Raw genomic sequence first — 24310 nt, forward strand, 5'->3', positions numbered from 1 at the left:
AGCGAGCCTGCTCGCGATGGCGCAATGACAGTCAACTATGATGTTGAATGTTACGACCTCATCGCGAGCAGGCTCGCTCCTACAGTTGCTTTTGGGTGACTGTGAGTCAGCAGCGCCCTTCAATGATCGCCGCATACCCCTCGCGAAAACTCGGGTATTTCGGCGTCCAGCCCAATGCCTTGGCCCGCGCATTACTGCACCGCTTGCTGCCAGTGCGACGCACGCTGTCGTCATCGGCCCATTCAGTCACACCCAGATACTCACGCAACCAGCCCACCACATCGGCCAGCGCTGCCGGTGCGTCATCGACACCGATGTAGACATCATCCAGCGCCACGCCACGCCGATCCGCCTCAAGCAGGCACGCCATCAACCCGGCTGCGTCATCGGCATGAATCCGATTGGCATACAACGGCGGATCGGTTGCCACGCGATACCCCCGACGAACCTGAGTCAGCAACCACTCACGGCCCGGACCATAAATGCCGGTCAGACGCACGATGCTCGCCGGAATGCCGCTTTTGAGGGCGAGTTGCTCGGCTTCGAGCATCACACGTCCGGAATAGCCCGCCGCCACGGCGGGTGAAGACTCGTCGACCCATTCGCCATTCTGCTGACCGTAAACACTGCTGCTGGAAACGAACAACAGGCGATTAGGCACCTGCCCGTAGTCGTTCAGCCACTCCAGCACATGCTCCAGCCCCTGGACATACGCAGCGCGGTAACCGGCTTCGTCGTGATCGCTGGCCGCGGCGCAATACACCAGGTAGTCCACGGCGCCGATTGGCCAGGTAGCCGGGCAGTCTTTGTTGAACAGATCACCGGCTACGCCGATGACGCCCTTGGGCAGGCGTGAAACGTCGCGTCGCAGGCCATGGACTTCCCAACCCACCGCCAGCAATTGCGTCGCCAGGCGGCTGCCGACATCACCGCAGCCGGCGATCAAAACAGTAGGCGCAGACATCAGATAACTCCCATCGGAAAGCCACAGACTAGCGCCGGCAATAGACAGGCGGCTAGCAATGCAGGAAAAAAAGAGACGCTATTACTTTTGTTAACAAGAATTAATTGCAATAATACGGACCACTTTTGTTCTCGGCCTTTCGAGGCCTGGAAGAACATCACCCGTTTATTCTCTCAGGTCCGGCCAGCATGACACGCAATCAATTCTCCGCTCCGCCAACCAAACGACCTCGCGCCTGGAGCGCGGTGGCCGCCCTGTTCCTCAGCCTGATGCTCGCGCCAGTCGCCGCTTTCGCCGATGCCCAGGTGCCAGCCACACCAGCCGCCACCGCGCCGGCTCCAGCAGATCACGTCGCACCGGCCGTTACTCCGGCCCAGGCAGCACCGGTAGAAACATTGGGTGAAGACGTCCCTGAAGTCCTCGAAGCCGACAACACCCTGGGCATGGCCCACGACCTGTCGCCGTGGGGCATGTACAAGAATGCCGACATCATTGTGAAAATCGTGATGATCGGCCTGGCCATCGCCTCGATCATCACCTGGACCATCTGGATCGCCAAGGGTCTTGAGCTGATGGGCGCCAAGCGTCGTCTGCGCGGTGAAATTGCCCAGCTGAAAAAGTCCGCCTCCCTCAAGGAAGCCAGCGCCACCGCGGCAAAGGAAGGTACTCTCGCCAACCTGCTGGTGCATGATGCTCTCGAAGAGATGCGCCTGTCGGTCAACAGCCGTGAGAAAGAAGGCATCAAGGAACGCGTCAGCTTCCGTCTTGAGCGCCTGGTCGCCGCCTGCGGTCGCAACATGAGCAGCGGTACCGGCGTGCTGGCCACCATCGGCTCCACCGCGCCGTTCGTCGGCCTGTTTGGTACCGTGTGGGGCATCATGAACAGCTTCATCGGCATCGCCAAGACCCAGACCACCAACCTCGCCGTCGTCGCTCCCGGCATCGCCGAAGCCCTGCTGGCTACCGCGCTGGGCCTGGTTGCAGCGATCCCTGCAGTCGTGATCTACAACGTCTTTGCCCGCTCCATCGCCGGTTACAAGGCTCAGGTGTCCGATGCGTCGGCACAGGTCCTGCTGCTGGTCAGCCGCGACCTCGACCACCAGCCTGAGCGCAGCTCGCAACCGCACATGGTGAAAGTGGGGTAATCGGCCATGGGCCTGCATTTGAAAGAAGGGGCAGACGACGATCTGTCCGAAAACCACGAAATCAACGTTACGCCGTTCATCGACGTGATGTTGGTGCTGTTGATCATCTTCATGGTGGCAGCCCCGCTGGCCACCGTGGACATCAAGGTCGACCTTCCCGCCTCCACCGCCAAGCCGGCGCCGCGACCAGAGAAACCGGTGTTCCTCAGCGTCAAGGCTGACCAGCGCCTGTTTCTCGGTGAAGACGAGGTGAAGGCCGAAGCACTCGGCGCCACCCTCGACGCCAGGACCCAGGGCAAGAAAGACACGACAATCTTCTTCCAGGCCGACAAAGGCGTGGATTACGGCGACCTGATGAGCGTGATGGACAACCTGCGTTCTGCCGGTTACCTGAAGGTAGGTCTGGTCGGACTCGAGACGGCAGCCAAGAAATGATCACGACGCGCCATAAGCTGACGCGTTACAGCGGTAGCCTGGCCGTGGTGCTGGGCGTTCACGCGCTGGCCATCGCGCTGGCGCTGAACTGGTCCACCCGTCCGCCCATCGAATTGCCTCCCCAGGCAATGCTGGTCGAACTGGCTCCGATTCCAGCCCCGCCACCGCCTGCTCCGCCGAAGGTCGTCACTCCGCCGCAGCCACCGGCTCCGGTTGAAGAACTGCCGATACCCAAGCTCGCTGAAGCGCCGAAAGCTGAAATTGCCGTGCCCAAGCCCGTCAAGCCAAAGCCCAAGCCGCAGCCGCCCAAGCCGGTAGAGAAGAAACCCGAGCCGCCGAAGGAAAAACCGGCCGAAGAAAAGCCGGCCGAAACCCAGCAGACCCAGACACCGACGGAGAAATCCGCCCAGCCTGCGCCGGGCCCATCGCCGGCTCAAATGGCGGCCAAGGCCAGCTGGCAAGGCACGCTGTTGGCACACCTGCAGAAGTACAAGAAGTACCCCGCAAGTGCCCAGGCGCGGGGCAAGGAAGGCATGAACCGTCTGCGTTTCGTCGTGGATGCCGAAGGCAATGTGTTGTCGTTTGAGCTGGTAGGCGCCTCGGGCACTGCCGATCTGGACCGGGCCACCCTGGAAATGATCCGCCGCGCCCAACCGCTGCCCAAACCACCGGCCGATATGCTGACCAATGGCTCCATCGAAATCGTTGCACCGTTTGTGTATTCACTGGAAAAACGCCGCCGTTGAAAACCGCTGAACCACTGTAGGAGCGAGCTTGCTCGCGAATGAGGCGAACGATAACGCTTGAAGCCTGACACCCCGGGGCGATCTCAGGTTTTTCGCGAGCAAGCTCGCTCCTACGTCTGATAACGTGCGTCTATCGATTGCAGCCGGTATGCTTGGCCCGCAACTACATGGACGCTTGCTATGACCCTCACAGAATTACGCTACATCGTCACCCTCGCCCAAGAGCAGCACTTCGGCCACGCGGCCGAGCGTTGCCACGTCAGCCAGCCGACCCTGTCGGTGGGCGTGAAAAAGCTTGAAGACGAACTCGGTGTGCTGATTTTCGAGCGCAGCAAAAGCGCCGTGCGCCTGACCCCGGTCGGCGAAGGCATCGTCGCCCAGGCGCAGAAAGTGCTGGAACAAGCCCAGGGCATCCGCGAATTGGCCCAGGCTGGCAAGAACCAACTGACCGCCCCGCTGAAAGTCGGCGCGATTTACACCGTCGGCCCGTACCTGTTTCCACACCTGATTCCACAACTGCACCGGGTCGCCCCGCAGATGCCGTTGTACATCGAAGAAAACTTCACCCACGTGCTGCGCGACAAACTGCGCAACGGCGAGCTCGACGCGATCATCATCGCCCTGCCGTTCAATGAAGCCGACGTGCTGACCCTGCAACTCTACGACGAGCCGTTCTACGTATTGATGCCGGCGCAGCACCCGTGGACGCAAAAAGAATCCATCGACGCCAGCCTGCTCAACGACAAGAGCCTGCTGCTGCTCGGCGAAGGTCACTGCTTCCGCGATCAGGTACTGGAAGCCTGCCCGACCCTGACCAAAGGCAACGACGGCGCCAAGCACACCACGGTGGAATCCAGCTCCCTGGAAACCATTCGCCACATGGTCGCCTCGGGCCTCGGGATTTCGATCCTGCCGTTGTCGGCGGTCGACAGCCATCACTACGCCCCCGGCGTGATTGAAGTGCGTCCGTTGTCGGCACCCGTACCGTTCCGCACCGTGGCCATTGCCTGGCGCGCCAGCTTCCCGCGCCCGAAAGCGATTGAAATCCTCGCTGACTCCATTCGCCTGTGCTCGGTGGCCAAGCCAGCGGCGCAAGTCGCTGCGGGCTAAGTAACGGTCATGAGCGAGTTGTCGCAAGTGTCGGTGACGGCACTCAAGGGTGTCGGTGAAGCCATGGCCGAGAAGCTGGCCAAGGTCGGCCTGGAGAACCTCCAGGACGTGCTGTTTCACCTGCCCCTGCGTTATCAGGACCGCACTCGCGTGGTGCCGATCGGCGCACTGCGGCCCGGGCAAGATGCGGTCATCGAAGGCACCGTCAGCGGTGCCGATGTGGTCATGGGCCGGCGGCGCAGCCTGGTGGTGCGGTTGCAGGATGGCACCGGGGGCTTGAGCCTGCGGTTCTACCATTTCAGCAACGCGCAGAAAGAAGGCCTCAAACGCGGCACGCGGATTCGCTGCTACGGCGAGGCGCGGCCTGGTGCTTCGGGGCTGGAGATCTACCACCCGGAATACCGCGCCATCACCGGCGACGAACCGCCGCCGGTGGATGAAACCCTGACCCCGGTCTACCCGCTCACCGAAGGCCTGACCCAACAGCGCTTGCGCCAGTTGTGCATGCAGACCCTCACCCTGCTCGGCCCCAGCAGCCTGCCCGACTGGCTACCGAACGAACTGGCCCGGGATTACCAATTGGCGCCGCTGGCCGATGCTATCCGCTACCTGCACAACCCGCCCGCCGATGCCGACGTCGATGAACTGGCCCTCGGTCACCACTGGGCGCAGCACCGTCTGGCTTTCGAAGAACTGCTGACCCATCAACTGTCGCAACAACGCCTGCGCGAAAGCATGCGCGCCCTGCGTGCGCCCGCGATGCCCAAAGCCACACAATTGCCGGCCAAATACCTGGCCAACCTCGGATTCAGTCCGACCGGTGCCCAGCAGCGGGTCGGCAATGAAATCGCCTACGACCTCAGCCAGCACGAACCGATGCTGCGGCTGATCCAGGGCGACGTCGGCGCCGGTAAAACCGTGGTCGCCGCCCTTGCCGCGCTGCAAGCGCTGGAGGCCGGTTATCAGGTTGCGCTGATGGCACCCACCGAAATTCTCGCCGAACAGCACTTCATCACCTTCAAGCGCTGGCTCGAACCGCTGGGCATTGAAGTCGCCTGGCTGGCCGGCAAGCTCAAGGGCAAGAACCGCGTAGCCGCACTGGAGCAAATCGCCAGCGGCACGCCGATGGTGGTCGGCACCCACGCGCTGTTCCAGGACGAAGTGCAATTCAAGAACCTGGCGCTGGTGATCATCGACGAACAGCACCGTTTCGGCGTGCAACAGCGGTTGGCGTTGCGGCAGAAAGGCGTCGGCGGGCGCATGTGCCCGCACCAGTTGATCATGACCGCCACGCCGATTCCGCGCACGCTGGCCATGAGCGCCTACGCCGACCTCGACACCTCGATCCTCGACGAACTGCCCCCCGGCCGAACCCCGGTCAACACCGTGCTGATCACCGACACCCGGCGGGTCGAAGTCATCGAACGGGTGCGCAGCGCTTGCGCCGAAGGGCGCCAGGCCTATTGGGTGTGCACGCTGATCGAAGAGTCGGAAGAGCTGACCTGCCAGGCAGCGGAAACCACTTTTGAGGACCTCACTGCCGCCCTCGGCGAGTTGAAAGTCGGGTTGATCCACGGCCGCATGAAGCCTGCGGAAAAAGCTGCGGTGATGGCCGAATTCAAGGCCGGCAACCTGCAACTACTGGTCGCGACCACGGTGATCGAAGTCGGCGTGGACGTGCCCAATGCCAGCCTGATGATCATCGAAAACCCCGAGCGCCTGGGCCTGGCGCAACTGCACCAGTTGCGCGGCCGTGTCGGCCGGGGCAGCGCCGTCAGCCATTGCGTACTGCTCTACCATCCGCCGCTGTCGCAGATCGGCCGCCAGCGCCTGGGCATCATGCGCGAAACCAACGATGGTTTCGTCATCGCCGAAAGGGATCTGGAACTGCGCGGCCCCGGCGAAATGCTCGGCACCCGGCAGACTGGCTTGCTGCAATTCAAGGTCGCCGACCTGATGCGCGATGCCGATCTGCTGCCCGCCGTGCGGGATGCCGCCCAGGCATTGCTCGAACGCTGGCCGACCCACGTCAGCCCACTGCTCGACCGATGGCTGCGTCATGGCCAACAATACGGCCAGGTGTGACAACCGTCACGGTTTCTGAGGCGTGGTCCCAAGCAAGCTGGTTATACTCCTGCAATTGTTTAAGCACGGATACAGACCATGACCGAAGTTGCCTTCGCACCCGACACCCCGCACGCTCCGTCGGTTATTCGGCTGATGCTGGGCAAGTTAGCCATTGCCTACGAAGAAGTGCTGGACCGTCACGGCCTCAATGCCGCGCGCAAAGTGCAGGCCGTTCTGCTGGAAGACAACGTTGGCGTACTGATGGTGCTGTTCCCGCAGAGCCAATTGCTGGACCTCAATCGCCTCACTGAACTCACTGGTCGCCGCCTCGCCGCCGTACCCATCGAACGCCTGAAAAAAATGCTCGGCAAGCACAACCTCAGCTTGCTGCCGGGCCTGCCGGCGCTGACCAGTTCGCCGTGCCTGTACGACGAAAGCCTGCTGCGCGAGCCGAAGTTGCTGATCAACTCCGGTGAGCCGGGCGTGCTGCTGGAAATTTCCAGCGAAGACTTCAAGGCGACCATGCTGACCAAGGCCAGCGCCGCCAACTTCGGCGAAAATCTGACCAGCATCCGTCCCAACCTCGACCGCCCCGATGACGACCGCGAGGAAATTACCCAGGCCGTCCAGGCGTTCACCGCGCGACGCATCCAGCAGCGTCTGGAAGCGACCATCGAGATTCCGCCGCTGGCCGAAACCGCGCAAAAAATCATCAAGCTGCGCGTCGACCCCAACGCCACCATCGACGACATCACCGGCGTGGTCGAAACCGACCCGGCGCTGGCCGCACAAGTCGTGAGCTGGGCGGCATCGCCCTACTACGCCTCGCCGGGCAAGATCCGCTCCGTGGAAGACGCCATCGTGCGGGTGCTGGGCTTTGACCTGGTGATCAACCTGGCGCTGGGCCTGGCCCTGGGCAAAACCCTGAGCCTGCCCAAGGACCACCCACAACACTCCACCCCGTACTGGCAACAATCGATCTACACCGCCGCCGTCATCGAAGGCCTGACCCGCGCCATGCCGCGCGCCCAGCGTCCGGAAGCCGGCCTGACCTACCTGGCCGGCCTGCTGCACAACTTCGGTTACCTGCTGCTGGCCCACGTCTTCCCGCCGCACTTCTCACTGATCTGCCGCCACCTGGAGGTCAACCCGCACCTGTGCCACAGCTTCGTGGAACAACACCTGCTGGGCATCAGCCGCGAACAGATCGGCTCATGGCTGATGCGCTACTGGGACATGCCTGAAGAACTGGCCACCGCCCTGCGCTTCCAGCACGATCCGCACTACGACGGCGACTTCGCCGAATACCCGAACCTGGTGTGCCTGTCGGTGCGTCTGCTGCGCAGCCGAGGCATCGGCTCCGGCCCCGACGAAGACATCCCCGACGCCCTGCTCGAACGCCTTGGCCTGAGCCGCGAAAAGGCTAATGACGTGGTCAGTAAGGTACTTGAAGCGGAAGTGCTGCTGCGTGAACTGGCGTCGCAATTCACTCAGTCATAAAAAACGGCTCCCACACTCGGTCAAGTGTGGGAGCCGGTTTGCTCGCGAAGAGTCCCAGTAAACTTACTGACGCATTCAAGCCAGATAACGCAGCACCCAACCACCATCAGCCTCACTAAACCCACAGACTACGACTCGACCGTCTTGCGTTATTGCCATATCAGAAAAGTGATTGTTTTCAAGGCTTCCTGGCTCATCTTTATAAAAGTTCCAACCTTTACCATTAAACATCGGGTCCAGGGTTCCATCAGGCAGGAAGCGGGCTATCGGCACCCGAAGATTTATTGCATTAAAATCTAATCCAAGCGTACCACTGACGACGATGGCTCCATCCTCTTGAATTTGGCAGCGCCGCCAACGCGTTTCCTCACTATTCAGATTGGTTAACAACGGCTTCCCTTTATTGAAAATCTGATTGAAAGATCCGCTGGCATTCAGTACAAGAATCATCCCTGCATCAACACGATTTTCTCTATAAAAACCTCCAATAACAATCCTTCCATCACTGGCTCTGACGGTCATTCTGAGTCCGAAGACCCTATAAGGAAATTTCCTGAGGATCAAAGCGCGTCCTTCATTGAAATCTCTATCGACACTTCCGTCCTGGTTATAGCGCATCAGATACAGATTACTAGCTCCCGGGTCTCCTCTCTCGTCATATTCAGCAAGTACCAAAATTTTGCCGCATTCCAATTGCGTCGAGTCCTGAAGAGTATTGTGCTCATACTCAAAGCCCACAGGCTTGATGGGTACATAACCAGTACCGTTTAAAGTTTTATCCAGCGTGCCATCTGGATTCAAGCGCCAAACAGCAGGTGCGCTCGGATTGGGCCAATCGAGCCCTCTGCCGCTGAAGATAATTTTCCCCATCAACCGGTCAATCGCACAGCCCTCCTCGCTACCTGCCATATGGGTACTTTCTTCACTGTTTTGATTTCTTGTAACTTGCACAGCCGCCGGGACTGGAACTGAAAGTACCTCAGGAGATTCGTACATGACGACCCGTATGCCCCCCACTCCAAACGACTCATCCAGCGCGCCATCCGGACGCTGCCGAGAAGTGACTCTTCCCCCTTCAATCGGATAAGTTATAAACCATCCACCATCCATGGCCGGAAGGATGCGAAGAGCTAGATCGAAGTATAGCGGCAGCTCTACAACCCCCTCGTCACCAAACTTGTGATCAAGTGTTCCATCCACATTCAATCTGACGGTTTTTAATTGAAAGCTTTCCGGTTCTGATGTAACAACGATCACTTTGCCCTGAGGTAACGGCAAAACGCCTGTGGGTCTTGCTATGAATACTCTACCGTTGCTGCCAAATGATGGATCGAGTGTTCCTTCGTTTGCTATTGCATTCAAGTCATTCATGGTGGCATTACTCTGGGTGATTGAGTGTCCGCGAAGGACGCCACCTCAATGAAGCTCCGCAAAACATCAAGAATCACCTGTCAATAATGACAGTTTGACAGTCATCAGAAGCCAAAGAAGTGACCTGTTAAGCCACCCTGAGCAGGAGCAACTACTTTTTTCGAGGCTTCAAATACTTGGTCAACCCCTGGAACCAGATCACCAACGCCGGGTTGCCCTTGATCTGAATCGACTTGTCCTGAATCCCCGTCATGAACGCCAGTTGCTTGTTCTTCGCCTGCATCGTAGCAAAGCCGTACGCAGCGTCTTTAAAGGCAATCGCAAACGCGGGCTCGGCATGCACACCCGATTGGCTGGTGATGCGCTGGTCCTTCACGCGGAAATGCCGCGCCACTTTCCCGTCCAGGGTCTGCAACTGAAACACCAGGTCCTTGTCACCCAACTGCTGTTGAAACGCCGGATTGGTCCGGCTGGCCTTACCCATCAACAAACCCAGCATCCACAGCAGAAAACGAAATTTCATGCGTACAGCCTCAGAAGAAAAATGAACGGCTGGGCAGTTTAACGGCTTCAGGCAATAACACCAGTATCGGCTTGCGTTAGAAGAAGATCAGAACCATTACCCTCACGATGACCACCAAGTCACAATTATCAAAACTTCCCTCCAGACCACTCCAGACGCCACTCCTACACCAAACGAAACACATTCTGTAGGAGCTGCCGGAGGCTGCGATTTTTTGATCTTCAACCCTGCAAACCTATCGGACATTTCCTTCAATACGCTGGGCTATACATGAACTAGGCGTATTTGGACGGCACCGATAACCTCTCCCAGTCACTGCAAAGTTGGTGACTCGGACGTGCAAGTCCGGACTCGTCATGCAATCGGTTATGGCTATTCACCGGGTGTTTTTTTATCCTCGCGAATCGTTATGGCGGCTGTGTGTGGGAGTCCTTCGGGTCTGCCGGCAACCGAGTCCGGTCTTGCACACCTATACACAGCTGCCACCTTTTTCGAAGCAAGCGAAACTGCGTGAGCTCCATAACTCGGTGATTCAAATGTTCAAACCAACACCTAACCCGCCAGAAGATCCGGCCACATCCCCCTACGAATCCCTCGATTCAAAAAAACTCCACGAAGCCGCCGAACGCGCCCTCGATCACTATCTCGCCCCAAAACAAACACCAACGAAACGCAGCGGCCAACTCTTCAGTGTCTGCCCGGACATCAATACCGAAGCACTCCTGGCCAACGCCTCGGAAGATCTGCTGTCCATCAGCGCCATCGCCGCTGACCTGGCCGATGATGTAGACGGCTCGCGCCGCTCAGTAGCCCTGGCGATCAGTCGCGTGGCTGAGGGGGCGCACTTGCTGGTAGAGCGAGCACTGGATCATCTGGATGAGCCGCAAATGGCGGCGATTCTCGCCAAACAGCAAAGCGGGCTCGGCTGATTCGCCACCCACAAAAAATGGGCACCCAACCCTGGTTGGCGTGCCCATTTTTTATTCCACTCCCCCGCTACGCGGGAGGTGAAAGCGGATTACGGATTAACGCTGTCTTTCAACGATTTGCCTGGCTTGAACGCTACGGTGTTGCTGGCCTTGATTTTGACGGGCTCACCGGTTTGCGGGTTTTTGCCGGTGCGGGCACCGCGATGGCGTTGCAGGAAGGTGCCGAAGCCCACCAGCGTCACGCTGTCTTTGCGGTGCAGGGCACCGGTGATTTCTTCAAGAACGGCGTTGAGAACGCGGTTGGCTTGCTCTTTGGTGAGGTCTGCCTTTTCAGCAATGGCTGCGGCGAGGTCTGGTTTACGCATGTGAGTGAAGCCCCTTTGACGGTTTGTTGTTGTTATGTCCGTGCTGCCCTCTATGGAGCAGCGCCAAAAGCGCCGCAGATGCTCTACTCTGCGGCAGACGGGAGTGAGGATGGCACGCAGTGAGGCCCCGCGCCAGTATCGGCGCGGCCATTGTTAGGGCAAAAGGGGGGTGATTCCGACAGAACGACCGGTATTTATGCCAACAGGGCCGGAAGCTCTTTGTTCAGGGCCAGTTTTTCCATCACGGCGGCACCGGTGAGGGCGTAACCGAGCAGCTTGCCCGCGGCATCGCGACACAAAACCTTGATGTCGGCGCCCTGCCCTTCGACTGTCCAGATGCCCTCAGCGCCCCGTGGCGGCGGGGACACCACCAGCGGGCAGACCGGGGTTTTGACGGTAATCGGCATCGGCCCATAGGTGACGGCGGTCGGGTTGCCGGCCAGGGTTTGCGCCAGCGCCCTCGCACAGCTCATCAGGGGCATCACGTACAGCAGGTTCAGCCCGTCGACCTCGGCGCAGTCGCCCAGGGCGTAGATGTTGGCGTGGGAGGTCTTCAGGTGCCGATCGACCATGATGCCGCGGCTGACCTGCAAACCGGCCGCTGCCGCCAGGTCGACGCGCGGGCGCAGGCCAATGGCTGAGACCACCACGTCGCACGGGATCACCTGGCCATCGGACAGGTGCGCTTCCAGGCCGTCAGCCACGCGTTGCAGGCGGTTGAGTACCGGGCCGAGATGGAAGCGCGCGCCGAGGCTTTCGAGGCCTGCCTGCACCGCAGCGGCGGCCGCCGGGTGCAGCAGGGTCGGCATGACTTGTTCGCACGGCGCAACCAGCTGCACTTCGTAGCCGCCCAGGGTCAGGTCGTTGGCAAACTCGCAGCCGATCAGGCCGGCGCCGAGCAGCAGCACGCGGCGCTTGCCGGTCGCCGCCGCACGGAAGCGTGCGTAGTCTTCCAGGTCGTTGATCGGGAATACGCAGTCCGCCGCATCGCCTTCAATGGGCACCCGCACGGTTTCGGCGCCCCAGGCCAGGATCAGGTCGCGGTAGATCACCGCTTCTTCACCGATCCACAGGCGCTTGTGGCCCGGGTCGATGCCGCTGATGCGCGTGTGGGTGCGTATTTCGGCCTTGAGCTGTTCGGCCATGGCGCCGGGTTCGGCCATGCTCAGGCCGTCGGCATCCTTGTTTTTGCCAAAGCCAGTGGAGAGCATCGGCTTGGAGTAGGAGCGCCCGTCATCGGCGGTAATCAACAGCAGCGGGGTTTCGCTATCGAGTTTGCGAAACTCGCGGGCCACGTTATAGCCCGCCAGGCCGGTGCCAATGATGACGACAGGTGCGTTCATTCCTTACTCCTCAATTATTCAGGCAGCGATTTCGATCATTTCAAAATCCATTTTGCCCACACCGCAGTCCGGGCACAGCCAGTCTGCCGGGACGTCTTCCCAACGGGTGCCCGGCGCAATGCCGTCATCCGGCCAACCGTCGGCTTCGTTGTAGATCAGGCCGCAGACAATACATTGCCACTTTTTCATCAGGTACTTCCTCAGGGTTCAGGCGTTTTGCCGGCCGGACGGTCGATGGTTGCAGCACTGCCGTCCAACTCAGCGCGTTTTGTACTGATCGGGGCCGTCGGATGCAAGCCTGTTCGGCGCAACGGCAGGCCATTTCAATCGATATCGGCGGCTGACATGTTAAGCTCGCCGCCTCATTTGCTGCCAATAATGACTCATTGTGCATCACACAGAATCCCCCTCTCCAGCTCCTCTCTGGCTCTCGCGCAGCGAACTGACGCCCCTCCCCGATGCCACCACCCTCGACTGGCTATTCGATGAAGGCTCGCTGACCAGACGTCTGATTCATCTGTCGAATGACGCCTTCAGCGTCTCGCCGATGTTCGAAGGCTGGCAGCCCCTGCGTGCCGACGAATGCGCCGCACTGGACCTGGCCGATGGCAGTGAGGGCTGGGTGCGCGAGGTGTATTTGCGCGGTCATGGCCAGGCGTGGGTATTTGCGCGCAGCGTGGCGTCACGCAGTGCCTTGCAAGGCGACGGCTTGCACATGGACGAACTGGGCAGCCGCTCGCTGGGCGAATTGCTGTTTTGCGATCAGGCCTTCCAGCGCCGGGCCATCGAGGTTTGCCATTATCCTCAAGCGTGGCTGCCCGCCGAAGTGCAATCGCCTGGGCTGTGGGGCCGCCGTTCGCGCTTTGATCGCGGTGCGCTGAGCGTGCTGGTGGCCGAAATTTTCCTGCCTTCCCTGTGGGACGCCGCCTGCGCCCAATCGGAGAACCGTTGATGTACCAGAGCCTGCTCAAGTCCTTGAACCGCTTGAACCCTCGGGCCTGGGATTTCATTCAGCTGACCCGCATGGACAAGCCGATCGGCATTTACCTGCTGCTCTGGCCAACGCTGTGGGCGCTGTGGATTGCCGGCAAGGGTTCGCCGTCCCTGGCCAACATTGTGATTTTCGTCCTCGGCGTGGTGCTGACCCGCGCCGGCGGCTGCGTGATCAACGACTGGGCGGACCGCAAGGTCGATGGTCATGTGAAGCGTACCGAGCAGCGACCGCTGGTGAGCGGCAAGATCAGCTCCAAAGAGGCGCTGGTGTTCTTCGCATTGCTGATGGGCGTGAGTTTCCTGCTGGTGCTGTGCACCAATGCCGCGACCATATGGCTGTCGTTTGGCGGTCTGGCGCTGGCATTCAGTTACCCGTTCATGAAGCGCTACACCTATTACCCGCAAGTGGTGCTGGGCGCCGCATTTTCGTGGGGGATGCCGATGGCGTTCACTGCGGAAACCGGTGAATTGCCGGCTGTCGCGTGGTTGCTGTGGATCGCCAACCTGATGTGGACCGTGGGTTACGACACGTATTACGCGATGACCGACCGCGATGACGACCTGAAGATCGGCGTGAAATCCACGGCAATCCTGTTCGGCGACGCAGACCGGGTGATCATCCTGACCCTGCAAGGGCTGGCACTGGGCTGCCTGCTGCTGGCGGGGTCGAAGTTCGACCTTGGTGGCTGGTTCCACCTCGGATTACTGGTGGCGGCGGGCTGCTTTGCCTGGGAATTCTGGTACACCCGCGGCAAAGACCGGATGCGTTGCTTCAAGGCGTTTTTGCACAATCACTGGGCGGGATTGGCGATTTTCATCGGGATTGTGCTGGATTACGCGTTGCGTTGACCGATAAAAAGATCGCAGCCCTGGGTAGCTGTACCCTAAGGCTGCGATCTTTTTGCGGTATTACATATGCTCGCGAACAACGTGCCAGACGTCTTTCTTCTTGTCACCCGTCATGTCTCCAGGTTTTTTGTCGTCCTCGTAGTAGTACAGCGGCTTGCCGTCATAGGCCCATTGCATCTTGCCATCGTCACGCTTGATGACTGTCCATTTACCTTCGGCCTTGGCACCCGCCGGCGCCATCATTGGCGGCCAGTATTTGGCGCAGTCGCCGTTGCACATCGACTTGCCGCCCGTGTCCTTGTCGAAGGTGTACAGAGTCATCCCTTTGTGGTCGGTCATCATGCCGTCCTTCATCATCGCCGGTTCAGCGGCGAAGGCCATCGAAGGCAATGCCAGGGCAGCAGCCAACAGCAAGGCCTTGAGGGATTGCGAGTGTAGATTCATTTGAAGCCTTCCTTTGTGGTTGTCAGGATTCGGACTTAAAGCTTAGCCCAGGATCCAGCCAATCGCCGGTCGACTAAAATACTGTCACACGACTGCAATAATTCCGTTATCTAATGCGGCGCAAGACAGTTAAATGACAAGAGGAATAACGGCATGGTTGGCAGGAGCATTCTGATCGTCGACGACGAAGCGCCTATTCGCGAAATGATCGCCGTTGCGTTGGAAATGGCCGGCTATGACTGCCTGGAGGCTGAAAACTCCCAGCAGGCCCACGCCATTATCGTCGACCGCAAACCAGACCTGATCCTGCTCGACTGGATGTTGCCCGGCACTTCCGGCATCGAGCTGGCCCGTCGCCTCAAGCGTGATGAACTGACCGGGGACATCCCGATCATCATGCTCACCGCCAAGGGTGAAGAGGACAACAAGATCCAGGGTCTGGAAGTCGGCGCCGACGACTACATCACCAAGCCGTTTTCCCCCCGCGAGCTGGTCGCACGCCTGAAGGCCGTTCTGCGCCGTGCCGGTCCGAGCGATGGCGAAGCGCCAATCGAAGTCGGCGGCCTGCTGCTGGACCCGATCAGCCACCGCGTGACCATCGACGGCCGTCCCGCCGAGATGGGCCCGACCGAATACCGCCTGCTGCAATTCTTCATGACCCACCAGGAGCGCGCCTACACGCGTGGCCAGTTGCTGGATCAGGTCTGGGGCGGCAACGTCTACGTCGAAGAGCGTACTGTTGACGTGCACATTCGGCGCCTGCGCAAAGCCCTCGGCGATGCTTACGAAAATCTGGTACAAACCGTGCGCGGCACCGGTTACCGCTTTTCTACCAAAGCCTGACCCGGACCTTCACCGCCCGACAAGCTGACAAGGACGCGCGTCAAGTGAACCAAAACTGGCATGGCACCCTGATTCGCCACATGCTGCTACTGGTCACCGCCTGCCTGGTGATCGGCCTGATCACCGGCTATTACGGCTGGAGCCTCGCCGCGGGCCTGGGTCTTTACCTGGCCTGGACCCTCAAGCAATTGCTGCGTCTGCACGAGTGGTTGCGCCTGCACAAACCCGATGAAGCACCACCCGACGGCTATGGCCTGTGGGGCGAGGTGTTCGACAGCATCTACCACTTGCAACGCCGTGACCAACGAGTACGTGGGCGCCTGCAAGCGGTGATCGACCGGGTTCAGGAATCCACCGCGGCGCTGAAAGACGCAGTGATCATGCTCGACACCGATGGCAACCTGGAATGGTGGAACCGCGCCGCCGAAACCCTGCTGGGCCTCAAGACCCCGCAGGACAGCGGTCAACCGGTGACCAACCTGGTGCGCCATCCGCGCTTCAAGGAATACTTCGAGCAGGACAGCTACGCCGAGCCGCTGGAAATTCCTTCGCCGACCAACGACCGCGTGCGCATCCAGCTATACATCACCCGTTATGGCAACAACGAACACTTGATGCTGGTGCGCGATGTGACGCGCATCCATCAGCTTGAGCAAATGCGCAAAGACTTCATCGCCAACGTTTCCCATGAACTGCGCACGCCGTTGACGGTGATCTGCGGTTACCTGGAAACCTTGCTCGACAACGTCGACGAAGTGAACCCGCGCTGGGGCCGTGCCTTGCAGCAGATGCAGCAACAAGGCGGACGCATGCAGACCCTGCTCAATGATCTGTTGTTGCTGGCCAAGCTGGAAGCCACCGATTATCCGTCGGACAACCAGCCAGTGCCGATCGACGGCTTGCTGCAATCGATCAAGAGCGACGCGCAGCAGTTGTCCGGTCAGAAAAACCAGAAAATCACCCTGGAAGCCGATCCGACGATTCTGCTCAAGGGCAGCGAAGCGGAGTTGCGCAGCGCGTTTTCCAACCTGGTGTTCAACGCGGTGAAATACACCCCGGCCGAAGGCAATATCCGCATTCGCTGGTGGAGCGATGACCAGGGGGCGCACCTGAGCGTGCAGGATTCCGGGATCGGCATCGATGCCAAACACCTGCCGCGCCTGACCGAACGTTTCTATCGCGTCGACTCCAGCCGCAACTCCAACACCGGGGGCACCGGCTTGGGGCTGGCGATCGTCAAACACGTCCTGTTACGACATCGGGCACGGATGGAAATCAGCAGCGTACCGGGCCACGGCAGCACCTTCACCTGCCACTTTGCCCCGGCCCAGGTCACCAAATCCCGGGTTATCAGCACCGCTGACTGATACCGGTCAGCACGCGCCACTAGGCAACTGGCCAGTCAGCCGCTACATTGGCTGACTTGCGCCTGCCTTTCAGGCGCGGTTTTTTACTTCCCTCTCGAATATACGGAACCCGCAAAACTCCATCATGGACCCTTCCCCTGGTTTGACCCTCGCTACCATTTTCGCCGACTTCGGCATGATTCTTTTTGCTCTGATCCTGGTTTTGCTCAACGGATTTTTCGTTGCGGCGGAATTTGCCATGGTCAAGCTGCGCTCGACCCGGGTCGAGGCCATCGCTGACAAAAACGGCTGGCGCGGGCACATCCTGCGTACCGTGCACAGTCAGCTCGATGCCTATCTCTCGGCCTGTCAGCTCGGTATCACCCTCGCCTCCCTGGGCCTGGGCTGGGTCGGTGAACCTGCGTTTGCGCACCTTCTGGCGCCTGTACTGAGTGCCGTGGGCGTAGATTCCGCTGAAGTGGTCAAGGCTGTTTCATTCTTCACCGCGTTCTTCATCATTTCCTACCTCCACATCGTGGTCGGCGAACTGGCTCCCAAATCCTGGGCGATCCGCAAACCCGAGTTGCTGTCGCTGTGGACCGCCGTGCCGCTGTACCTGTTCTACTGGGCCATGTACCCGGCCATCTACCTGCTCAACGCCAGCGCCAACCAGATCCTGCGCATCGCAGGCCAAGGTGAGCCCGGCCCGCATCACGAGCACCACTACAGCCGTGAAGAACTGAAGCTGATCCTGCACTCCAGCCGTGGCCAGGACCCGAGTGACCAAGGCATGCGCGTGCTGGCCTCGGCGGTGGAAATGGGTGAACTGGAAGTGGTCGACTGGGCCAACTCCCGCGAAGACCTGGTGACACTGGAGTTCAATGCGCCACTCAAGCAGATCCTGGCAATGTTTCGTCGCCACAAGTTCAGCCGCTACCCGGTGTACGACAGCGAACGTCAGGAGTTCGTCGGCCTGCTGCACATCAAGGATCTGCTGTTGGAACTGGCGGCGCTGGACCACATTCCCGAGTCGTTCAACCTGGCCGAACTGACTCGCCCGCTGGAGCGCGTGTCGCGGCACATGCCGCTGTCGCAGTTGCTGGAACAGTTCCGCAAGGGCGGCTCGCACTTCGCCGTGGTCGAAGAGGCCGATGGCAACATCATCGGCTACCTGACCATGGAAGACGTGCTGGAAGTGCTGGTGGGCGACATCCAGGACGAACACCGCAAGGCCGAGCGCGGGATCCTCGCGTATCAGCCGGGCAAGCTGCTGGTGCGGGGCGATACGCCGCTGTTCAAGGTTGAACGACTGCTGGGCATCGACCTCGACCACGTCGAAGCCGAAACCCTTGCCGGGCTGGTCTACGAGAGCCTCAAGCGCGTTCCCGAAGAGGAAGAAGTGCTGGAAGTCGAAGGCCTGCGGATCATCATCAAGAAGATGAAAGGGCCGAAGATCGTCCTGGCCAAGGTGTTGATGCTGGACTGATCGAGATATCCGGATTCGAGTCGATACCATCGCGAGCAAGCTCGCTCCCACACTGGAATGCATTTCAACAGTGGGAGCGGGCTTGCCCGCGATGGCGTCAGACCAGACAACGCCTCACTGCTTACCCAACGCAAAGTTGGGCAGCGCGCTGACCGGCTGGTTGAACTGGTATGGAATCGACACCAGTCCCAGCCCGGTATTGCGCTGCACCACGAAGTGCAAATGCGGCCCGGTGCTGTTGCCGGTGTTGCCGGACAACGCCAACGCACTGCCGACCGTTACCCGCTGACCTTCCCGAACGCAGACCGAGCCTTTCTTCAGGTGCAGGTAAACACTCATGGTCCCGTCATCGTGTAGCACCCGTACGAAATTACCGGATGCATCGGTGCCGCGTCCGCTCTGCCTGTTTTCGGTTTTCACCACCACCCCGCCTCGCGCGGCAATGATCGGTGTGCCCTCAGGCATCGCGATGTCTATGGCGTAACGGCTCTTGGGCCCGAAGTGGCTGTAGGGGCCATTGGCGCCCTGACTGATCCGGAACGGCCCGCCACGCCAGGGCAACGGATACCGATAGCCCACCGTGGGCCCTGAGGGGTCGCCCAGGGAGTATTTGAACTTTGGAACATACGCGAGGGGCCTTCCACCTTTAGTCGCCGTAAGCTGCGCCAGGCGAACGCTGCTGCGCAGCGGTATCACGCGCCGAATCGTCCCTCCCGGCACACCGTTGGCGTTCTTCACCCCGGCAAAACTCAATTCGACTTCTACCGGCGCATACAGGTCATTGCGTACGTACACGCTGTGCACGCCGTTCTTCTTCATGATGACGAGGCGCACCTGACGCTCAAGGTGCTCGACCATGCCATCGCGAAAAACGAACACATGGGCGCCTTTGCTGGGGCGGTCGCTGTAGGAAACCACGCCATAGGCATCTTTGGATTTGTAGATGGTCATGGCCATGGCCGAAGTGGCGACCATGAGCAGGCCACATAAAAGCATCAGGCGCGTGAACATGAGCAAGGATTCTGTCGAGTGAGATCTGGGATTGAGCCTAGCAGCTGCAATGGACCCGGGTAGTCGGCAGATGTTTCAGAAAAGGTGTTCAGCAGATGTGCGGTATCAGTGATGACCCCTTCGCGAGCAGGCTCGCTCCCACAAGGAAACGCATTCCAATGTGGGAGCGAGCCTGCTCGCGAAAGCGGACTGTCAGGCGACGCGCCTCAAGCGCCAGGAATGAAGTGCTTCTGCGCCGTACCCCGCGCAATCAGGCGCGAAATGTAATCGAGCTTCTGCGCATCCTGGTCGACAAAGCGGAAGGTCAGCTGCAGCCAGTCGCTGTCGGGCTTCGGTTCGTGGGCCACGACGGCGTGCAGGTAACCGTTGAGGCGGGCGATCTCGGCGTTATCGCCCTGCTCCAGATCCAGCACGGCGCTGTCGAGGATCTGCGGCAGGGTCTCGGTACGCTTGATCACCAACAGGGCTTCCTTGAGGCTCAAGGCCTTGATCACGCATTGTGCGATACCGTTCGGCAAACGCAGTTGACCCTGGCCACGGCCACTGGTGGGTGCCGAAGAGGCCGCAGGCGCCTTGACCGGCGGGCTGCTGAGCAAGCCTTTGGACGGTGCGGGTGCGGCCGTTGGCGTGACGACGGGCGCCTTGCCGCCAGTCAGGGCGGCGAGGGAGTCGTTAGCGAATGCAGGGCTGGTCTTGGTCGCGGCCACGTTGATCAAGGCGTCGAGTTTGCCGACCTTGTGCAGCGCCTGCTTGACCTTGGTGATCAACTGTTCGTTGGTGAACGGCTTGCTGACGTAACCGGAAACACCGGCCTGGATCGCCTGGACAACGTTCTCCTTGTCACCACGGCTGGTCACCATCACGAAAGGCATGGCCTTGAGGCTGTCTTGCTCGCGGCACCAGGTCAACAGTTCCAGGCCGGACATTTCCGGCATTTCCCAGTCGCACAGGACCAGGTCGAAGGCTTCCTTGGCCAGCATGGCCTGAGCCTTTCTGCCGTTGATCGCATCTTCGATCCGCATGCCCGGGAAATAATTGCGCAGGCACTTTTTCACCAGGTCACGAATGAACGACGCGTCGTCCACGACCAACACACTGACCTTACTCATCCAAAACCCCTTTTAAAAATCCCGGCCAGCATACCGCCTTGCTGATGGCACATTGCCAAAAATCTTTCAGTCACGCCGGACTTTTCGTTCGCGGGGTGCTGCTTTTCGAATTCGTGAAGCGCAAACAAAAACGCCCGGCCAAAAGGCCGGGCGCTTTACTTGGGCAACCTTACTTATCGTCAGTTTTGCCCGGAACATTAGCGCTTTCGCCGGTTGTTCCTTCGACTTCTTCCTTCATGCGCTTAAGACCCAGGTGCCGCACGTCGGTGCCGCGTACCAGATAGATCACCAGCTCCGAGATATTGCGCGCGTGGTCGCCGATACGCTCCAGCGAACGCAGCACCCAGATAATGCTCAGAACCCGCGAAATGGAACGCGGATCTTCCATCATGTAAGTGGCCAGCTCACGCAGCGCGGTCTTGTATTCGCGGTCGATGATCTTGTCGTACTGCGCCACCGACAAGGCCAGTTCGGCGTCGAAACGGGCAAAGGCATCCAGTGCGTCGCGAACCATGTTGCGTACCTGGTCACCGATATGGCGCACTTCGACGTAACCGCGCGGCGCTTCGCCTTCTTCGCACAGCTGGATAGCGCGACGGGCGATCTTGGTCGCTTCGTCACCGATGCGCTCCAGGTCGATCACTGACTTGGAAATGCTGATGATCAGGCGCAGGTCGGACGCTGCCGGTTGACGACGGGCCAGAATGCGCAGGCATTCTTCGTCAATGTTGCGTTCCATCTGGTTGATCTGGTCGTCGATCTCGCGCACCTGCTGGGCCAGGCCGGAGTCGGCCTCGATCAGCGCGGTCACCGCGTCGTTGACCTGCTTCTCCACCAGCCCGCCCATGGCCAGGAGGTGACTGCGCACTTCCTCGAGCTCGGCGTTGAATTGCGCGGAAATGTGGTGGGTAAGGCCTTCTTTACTAATCATCTTTTTCGCTCCGCGAAAGTTGCAAGCTTCAAGCTGCAAGCTTCAAGCAGTTATGTACAAGTCCTGGAATCGCACCGGTTCTTTCTTGCCGCTTGCAGCTTGTAGCTCGCGGCGGCCTCAACTAGCCGTACCGACCCGTGATGTAGTCTTCGGTCTGCTTCTTCGCCGGATTGGTGAACAGGGTGTCGGTGTCGCCGAACTCAACCAGCTTGCCCATGTACATGAACGCCGTGTAGTCGGAAACCCGCGCGGCCTGTTGCATGTTGTGGGTCACGATGACGATGGTGAACTTGGATTTCAGTTCGTAGATCAGCTCTTCGACTTTCAGGGTGGAGATCGGGTCGAGTGCCGAGCACGGTTCGTCGAGCAGCAGTACTTCCGGCTCAACGGCGATGGTGCGGGCGATCACCAGACGCTGCTGCTGACCACCGGACAGGCCCAGTGCCGACTCGTGCAGACGGTCCTTGACCTCGTCCCACAGCGCCGCGCCTTTCAACGCCCACTCAACGGCTTCGTCGAGCACGCGCTTCTTGTTGATGCCCTGGATGCGCAGGCCGTAGACCACGTTTTCGTAGATGGTTTTCGGGAACGGGTTGGGCTTCTGGAACACCATGCCGACGCGACGACGCAGCTCGGCCACGTCTTCGCCCTTGCGGTAGATGTTGTTGCCGTACAGGTTGATCTCGCCTTCAACACGGCACCCGTCAACCAGGTCGTTCATGCGGTTGAAGGTACGCAACAGCGTCGACTTGCCACAGCCGGACGGGCCGATGAAGGCGGTCACGCGCTGTTTCGGGATGTTCATGCTGACGTCGAACAGCGCTTGTTTATCGCCGTAGAACAGGCTCAGGCCCGGCACTTCGATGGCTACGGTTTCCTGTTCGAGATTCAGGCTCTGTTTGTCGCGACCCAGGGCCGACATGTTGATGCCGTGGGTATGTGCTTCGTGCTGCATGGGAGGCTCCCTGTGCTAACAAATTCGGTTCGTTTTCCGCTGGCCTTGGCCTGCGGTTACACAATTCTTACTGTAGGAGCGAGCTTGCTCGCGATGGTCGTTCAGACACAGAAAATGTGTCGGATGTACCTTCTTCGCGAGCGGGCTCGCTCCCACAAGGTCCGCGCCGACCAATTAACTATCCAGCGCCTTGTACTTCTCGCGCAGGTGGTTACGGATGTACACCGCCGACAGGTTCAATGTCGCGATCACCAGCACCAGCAGCAGCGCCGTGGCGTACACCAGCGGTCGTGCGGCTTCGACGTTCGGGCTCTGGAAGCCGACGTCATAGATGTGGAAGCCCAGGTGCATGATCTTCTGGTCCAGGTGCAGGTACGGGTAGTTACCGTCCACCGGCAGCGACGGCGCCAGTTTCACTACACCCACCAGCATCAGCGGCGCCACTTCACCCGCGGCGCGGGCCACGGCGAGGATCATGCCGGTCATCATCGCCGGGCTGGCCATCGGCAGCACGATCTTCCACAAGGTTTCAGCCTTGGTCGCGCCGAGGGCCAACGAGCCTTCACGCACGGTGCGAGGAATCCGCGCCAGGCCTTCTTCAGTGGCCACGATCACCACCGGCACCGCCAGCAGCGCCAGGGTCAGCGAAGCCCAGAGCAGACCCGGTGTACCGAAGGTCGGTGCCGGCAGTGCTTCCGGGAAGAACAGACGGTCGAGCGAGCCACCCAGCACGTAGACGAAGAAACCCAGGCCGAACACGCCGTAAACAATGGCCGGAACGCCCGCCAGGTTGTTCACCGCGATGCGGATCACCCGGGTCAGCGCGTTCTGCTTGGCGTATTCACGCAGGTACACCGCCGCCAGCACGCCGAACGGGGTCACGATCATCGCCATGATCAGGGTCATCATCACGGTGCCGAAGATGGCCGGGAAGATCCCGCCTTCGGTGTTCGCTTCACGCGGGTCGTCGCTCAGGAACTCCCAGACCTTGCTGAAGTAGAAACCGATCTTGGTGGTCGTGCTCATGGCGTTCGGCTGATAGGCGTGAACCACTTTGCCGATGCCGATCTCGACTTCCTTACCGTTCGCATCGCGGGCGGTCAGGCTGTCGCGGTTGAACTGCGCATGAAGATCGCTCAGGCGCGCTTCAACTTCCTGATAACGAGCATTGAGTTCGGCGCGCTCCGATTCCATGTCTGCTTGTGCAGTGGCGTCGAGCTTGCCATCCAGCTCCAGTTTGCGACTGTGCAAACGGATGCGCTCGAGACCGGCATTGATCGCGCCGATGTCGGTCTTTTCCAGGTTCTTGAGCTGTGCAGCCAGCTTGTTGACACGGTCGACACGGGCCTGCAACTCAGGCCATGCGGCTTCGCCTTCAGCGACAACCTTGCCATCCTGTTTGACGTTGACCAGGTAACCGTAGAAGTTGCCCCACTCACGGCGCTCGATGGCCATCAGCTCAGGCGGCGTCGTCTGCTTGGTCAGCCACTCGCCGACGATCCAGGTGAAGTCATTGCCGTTCAGGTCACGGTTGCCGACCTTGATCAGCTCGCGGGTCATGAACTCCGGGCCTTCGTCAGGCACCGGCAGGCCGGCGCTCTTCAGACGGGCACGTGGCACTTCTTCCTTCTGTACGATTTCGCCGATCACCAGGTGATTGGCCTGGCCCGGTACGTCGTAACTGGCATGCACCAGATCCGCCGGCCAGAAGTGACCCAGGCCGCGCACGGCAATCACTGCCAGCAGGCCAATGGTCATGATGACCGCGATGGACACCGCGCCACCGCTGATCCAGACGCCGGGGGCGCCGCTCTTGAACCATCCTTTCAAGGAGTTCTGTTTCAC

24 protein-coding genes are annotated in these 24310 nt (G+C 60.0%); 12 read left to right on the plus strand and 12 right to left on the minus strand.

Features of this window, described 5'->3' with window-relative positions; translation table 11 throughout:
* Positions 1–106: 106 nt before the first annotated feature.
* Complete coding sequence (locus BSF44_RS10255) at positions 107–964, minus strand: SDR family oxidoreductase (RefSeq protein WP_095943405.1); 858 nt, start codon at positions 962–964, stop codon at positions 107–109.
* 188 nt (positions 965–1152) lie between these two features.
* On the opposite strand from BSF44_RS10255, the gene exbB reads away from it, so the two are divergent.
* The 6 genes from exbB (at position 1153) to BSF44_RS10285 (ending at position 7967) form a co-directional block, all read left to right on the plus strand.
* Positions 1153–2109 carry a tonB-system energizer ExbB gene (gene exbB, locus BSF44_RS10260; protein WP_095943406.1) on the plus strand — a complete coding sequence of 319 codons (957 nt, stop codon included), beginning with the start codon at positions 1153–1155 and terminating at the stop codon, positions 2107–2109.
* 6 nt (positions 2110–2115) lie between these two features.
* Positions 2116–2544: a TonB system transport protein ExbD gene (gene exbD / locus BSF44_RS10265; protein ID WP_007975187.1), complete on the plus strand. Its 429-nt coding sequence runs from the start codon at positions 2116–2118 to the stop codon at positions 2542–2544.
* Positions 2541–3290, plus strand: coding sequence for an energy transducer TonB (locus BSF44_RS10270; RefSeq protein WP_095943407.1), 750 nt, complete (start codon positions 2541–2543; stop codon positions 3288–3290). The genes exbD and BSF44_RS10270 overlap by 4 nt, the downstream gene beginning before the upstream one ends.
* A gap of 180 nt (positions 3291–3470) precedes the next feature.
* Positions 3471–4400, plus strand: a complete 930-nt coding sequence (locus BSF44_RS10275) for a hydrogen peroxide-inducible genes activator (RefSeq protein WP_008047093.1) — start codon at positions 3471–3473, stop codon at positions 4398–4400.
* Between the two features lie 9 nt (positions 4401–4409).
* Positions 4410–6485 carry an ATP-dependent DNA helicase RecG gene (recG, locus tag BSF44_RS10280; protein WP_095943408.1) on the plus strand — a complete coding sequence of 692 codons (2076 nt, stop codon included), beginning with the start codon at positions 4410–4412 and terminating at the stop codon, positions 6483–6485.
* A gap of 78 nt (positions 6486–6563) precedes the next feature.
* Positions 6564–7967 carry an aminoacyl-tRNA deacylase and HDOD domain-containing protein gene (locus tag BSF44_RS10285; protein WP_095943409.1) on the plus strand — a complete coding sequence of 468 codons (1404 nt, stop codon included), beginning with the start codon at positions 6564–6566 and terminating at the stop codon, positions 7965–7967.
* A gap of 75 nt (positions 7968–8042) precedes the next feature.
* Here the strand turns inward: BSF44_RS10285 and BSF44_RS10290 are convergent, their stop codons facing one another.
* Together BSF44_RS10290 and BSF44_RS10295 are read right to left on the minus strand one after the other, a co-directional pair.
* Positions 8043–9338, minus strand: coding sequence for a hypothetical protein (locus BSF44_RS10290; RefSeq protein ID WP_095943410.1), 1296 nt, complete (start codon positions 9336–9338; stop codon positions 8043–8045).
* A 151-nt stretch (positions 9339–9489) separates the two neighbouring features.
* Entirely contained in the window at positions 9490–9861 is a 372-nt protein-coding gene (locus BSF44_RS10295) for a helicase (protein ID WP_095943411.1), read from the minus strand.
* A gap of 536 nt (positions 9862–10397) precedes the next feature.
* On the opposite strand from BSF44_RS10295, the gene BSF44_RS10300 reads away from it, so the two are divergent.
* Complete coding sequence (locus tag BSF44_RS10300; protein ID WP_095943448.1) at positions 10398–10790, plus strand: DUF6124 family protein; 393 nt, start codon at positions 10398–10400, stop codon at positions 10788–10790.
* An 89-nt stretch (positions 10791–10879) separates the two neighbouring features.
* Here BSF44_RS10300 and BSF44_RS10305 read toward each other — a convergent pair whose 3' ends face one another.
* The 3 genes from BSF44_RS10305 to BSF44_RS10315 form a co-directional block, all read right to left on the minus strand.
* Entirely contained in the window at positions 10880–11155 is a 276-nt protein-coding gene (locus tag BSF44_RS10305; protein ID WP_003195589.1) for an HU family DNA-binding protein, read from the minus strand.
* A 194-nt stretch (positions 11156–11349) separates the two neighbouring features.
* Entirely contained in the window at positions 11350–12498 is a 1149-nt protein-coding gene (locus tag BSF44_RS10310) for an NAD(P)/FAD-dependent oxidoreductase (protein ID WP_095943412.1), read from the minus strand.
* An 18-nt stretch (positions 12499–12516) separates the two neighbouring features.
* Positions 12517–12687 carry a rubredoxin gene (locus BSF44_RS10315; protein ID WP_007995385.1) on the minus strand — a complete coding sequence of 57 codons (171 nt, stop codon included), beginning with the start codon at positions 12685–12687 and terminating at the stop codon, positions 12517–12519.
* A 199-nt stretch (positions 12688–12886) separates the two neighbouring features.
* On the opposite strand from BSF44_RS10315, the gene BSF44_RS10320 reads away from it, so the two are divergent.
* Both BSF44_RS10320 and ubiA read left to right on the plus strand, forming a co-directional pair.
* Positions 12887–13450 (plus strand): chorismate lyase, encoded by a 564-nt coding sequence (locus BSF44_RS10320; RefSeq protein WP_095943413.1) that lies wholly within the window; start codon positions 12887–12889, stop codon positions 13448–13450.
* On the plus strand, positions 13450–14340 hold the full coding sequence (gene ubiA / locus BSF44_RS10325) for a 4-hydroxybenzoate octaprenyltransferase (RefSeq protein WP_095943414.1): 891 nt from the start codon (positions 13450–13452) through the stop codon (positions 14338–14340). Before BSF44_RS10320 ends, ubiA begins: the two co-directional genes overlap by 1 nt.
* A 60-nt stretch (positions 14341–14400) precedes the next feature.
* Here the strand turns inward: ubiA and BSF44_RS10330 are convergent, their stop codons facing one another.
* Entirely contained in the window at positions 14401–14784 is a 384-nt protein-coding gene (locus tag BSF44_RS10330) for a hypothetical protein (RefSeq protein ID WP_095943415.1), read from the minus strand.
* Between the two features lie 153 nt (positions 14785–14937).
* On the opposite strand from BSF44_RS10330, the gene phoB reads away from it, so the two are divergent.
* From phoB to BSF44_RS10345, 3 genes are all read left to right on the plus strand, one after another.
* On the plus strand, positions 14938–15627 hold the full coding sequence (gene phoB, locus BSF44_RS10335) for a phosphate regulon transcriptional regulator PhoB (RefSeq protein ID WP_095943416.1): 690 nt from the start codon (positions 14938–14940) through the stop codon (positions 15625–15627).
* Positions 15628–15707: 80 nt separating this feature from the next.
* On the plus strand, positions 15708–16994 hold the full coding sequence (phoR, locus tag BSF44_RS10340) for a phosphate regulon sensor histidine kinase PhoR (protein ID WP_256589043.1): 1287 nt from the start codon (positions 15708–15710) through the stop codon (positions 16992–16994).
* Between the two features lie 124 nt (positions 16995–17118).
* Positions 17119–18459 (plus strand): hemolysin family protein, encoded by a 1341-nt coding sequence (locus tag BSF44_RS10345; protein WP_095943418.1) that lies wholly within the window; start codon positions 17119–17121, stop codon positions 18457–18459.
* Positions 18460–18573: 114 nt separating this feature from the next.
* Here BSF44_RS10345 and BSF44_RS10350 read toward each other — a convergent pair whose 3' ends face one another.
* From BSF44_RS10350 to pstA, 5 genes are all read right to left on the minus strand, one after another.
* Positions 18574–19470: a peptidoglycan DD-metalloendopeptidase family protein gene (locus BSF44_RS10350; RefSeq protein ID WP_095943419.1), complete on the minus strand. Its 897-nt coding sequence runs from the start codon at positions 19468–19470 to the stop codon at positions 18574–18576.
* A gap of 206 nt (positions 19471–19676) precedes the next feature.
* Positions 19677–20579: a response regulator gene (locus BSF44_RS10355; protein WP_095943420.1), complete on the minus strand. Its 903-nt coding sequence runs from the start codon at positions 20577–20579 to the stop codon at positions 19677–19679.
* A 169-nt stretch (positions 20580–20748) separates the two neighbouring features.
* Complete coding sequence (phoU, locus tag BSF44_RS10360; protein ID WP_057712724.1) at positions 20749–21510, minus strand: phosphate signaling complex protein PhoU; 762 nt, start codon at positions 21508–21510, stop codon at positions 20749–20751.
* Between the two features lie 121 nt (positions 21511–21631).
* Positions 21632–22465 carry a phosphate ABC transporter ATP-binding protein PstB gene (gene pstB / locus BSF44_RS10365; protein ID WP_095943421.1) on the minus strand — a complete coding sequence of 278 codons (834 nt, stop codon included), beginning with the start codon at positions 22463–22465 and terminating at the stop codon, positions 21632–21634.
* Between the two features lie 174 nt (positions 22466–22639).
* Entirely contained in the window at positions 22640–24310 is a 1671-nt protein-coding gene (gene pstA / locus BSF44_RS10370; protein ID WP_095943422.1) for a phosphate ABC transporter permease PstA, read from the minus strand.

This window comes from Pseudomonas sp. ACN8, from assembly GCF_002303925.1.
Taxonomy (GTDB): domain Bacteria; phylum Pseudomonadota; class Gammaproteobacteria; order Pseudomonadales; family Pseudomonadaceae; genus Aquipseudomonas.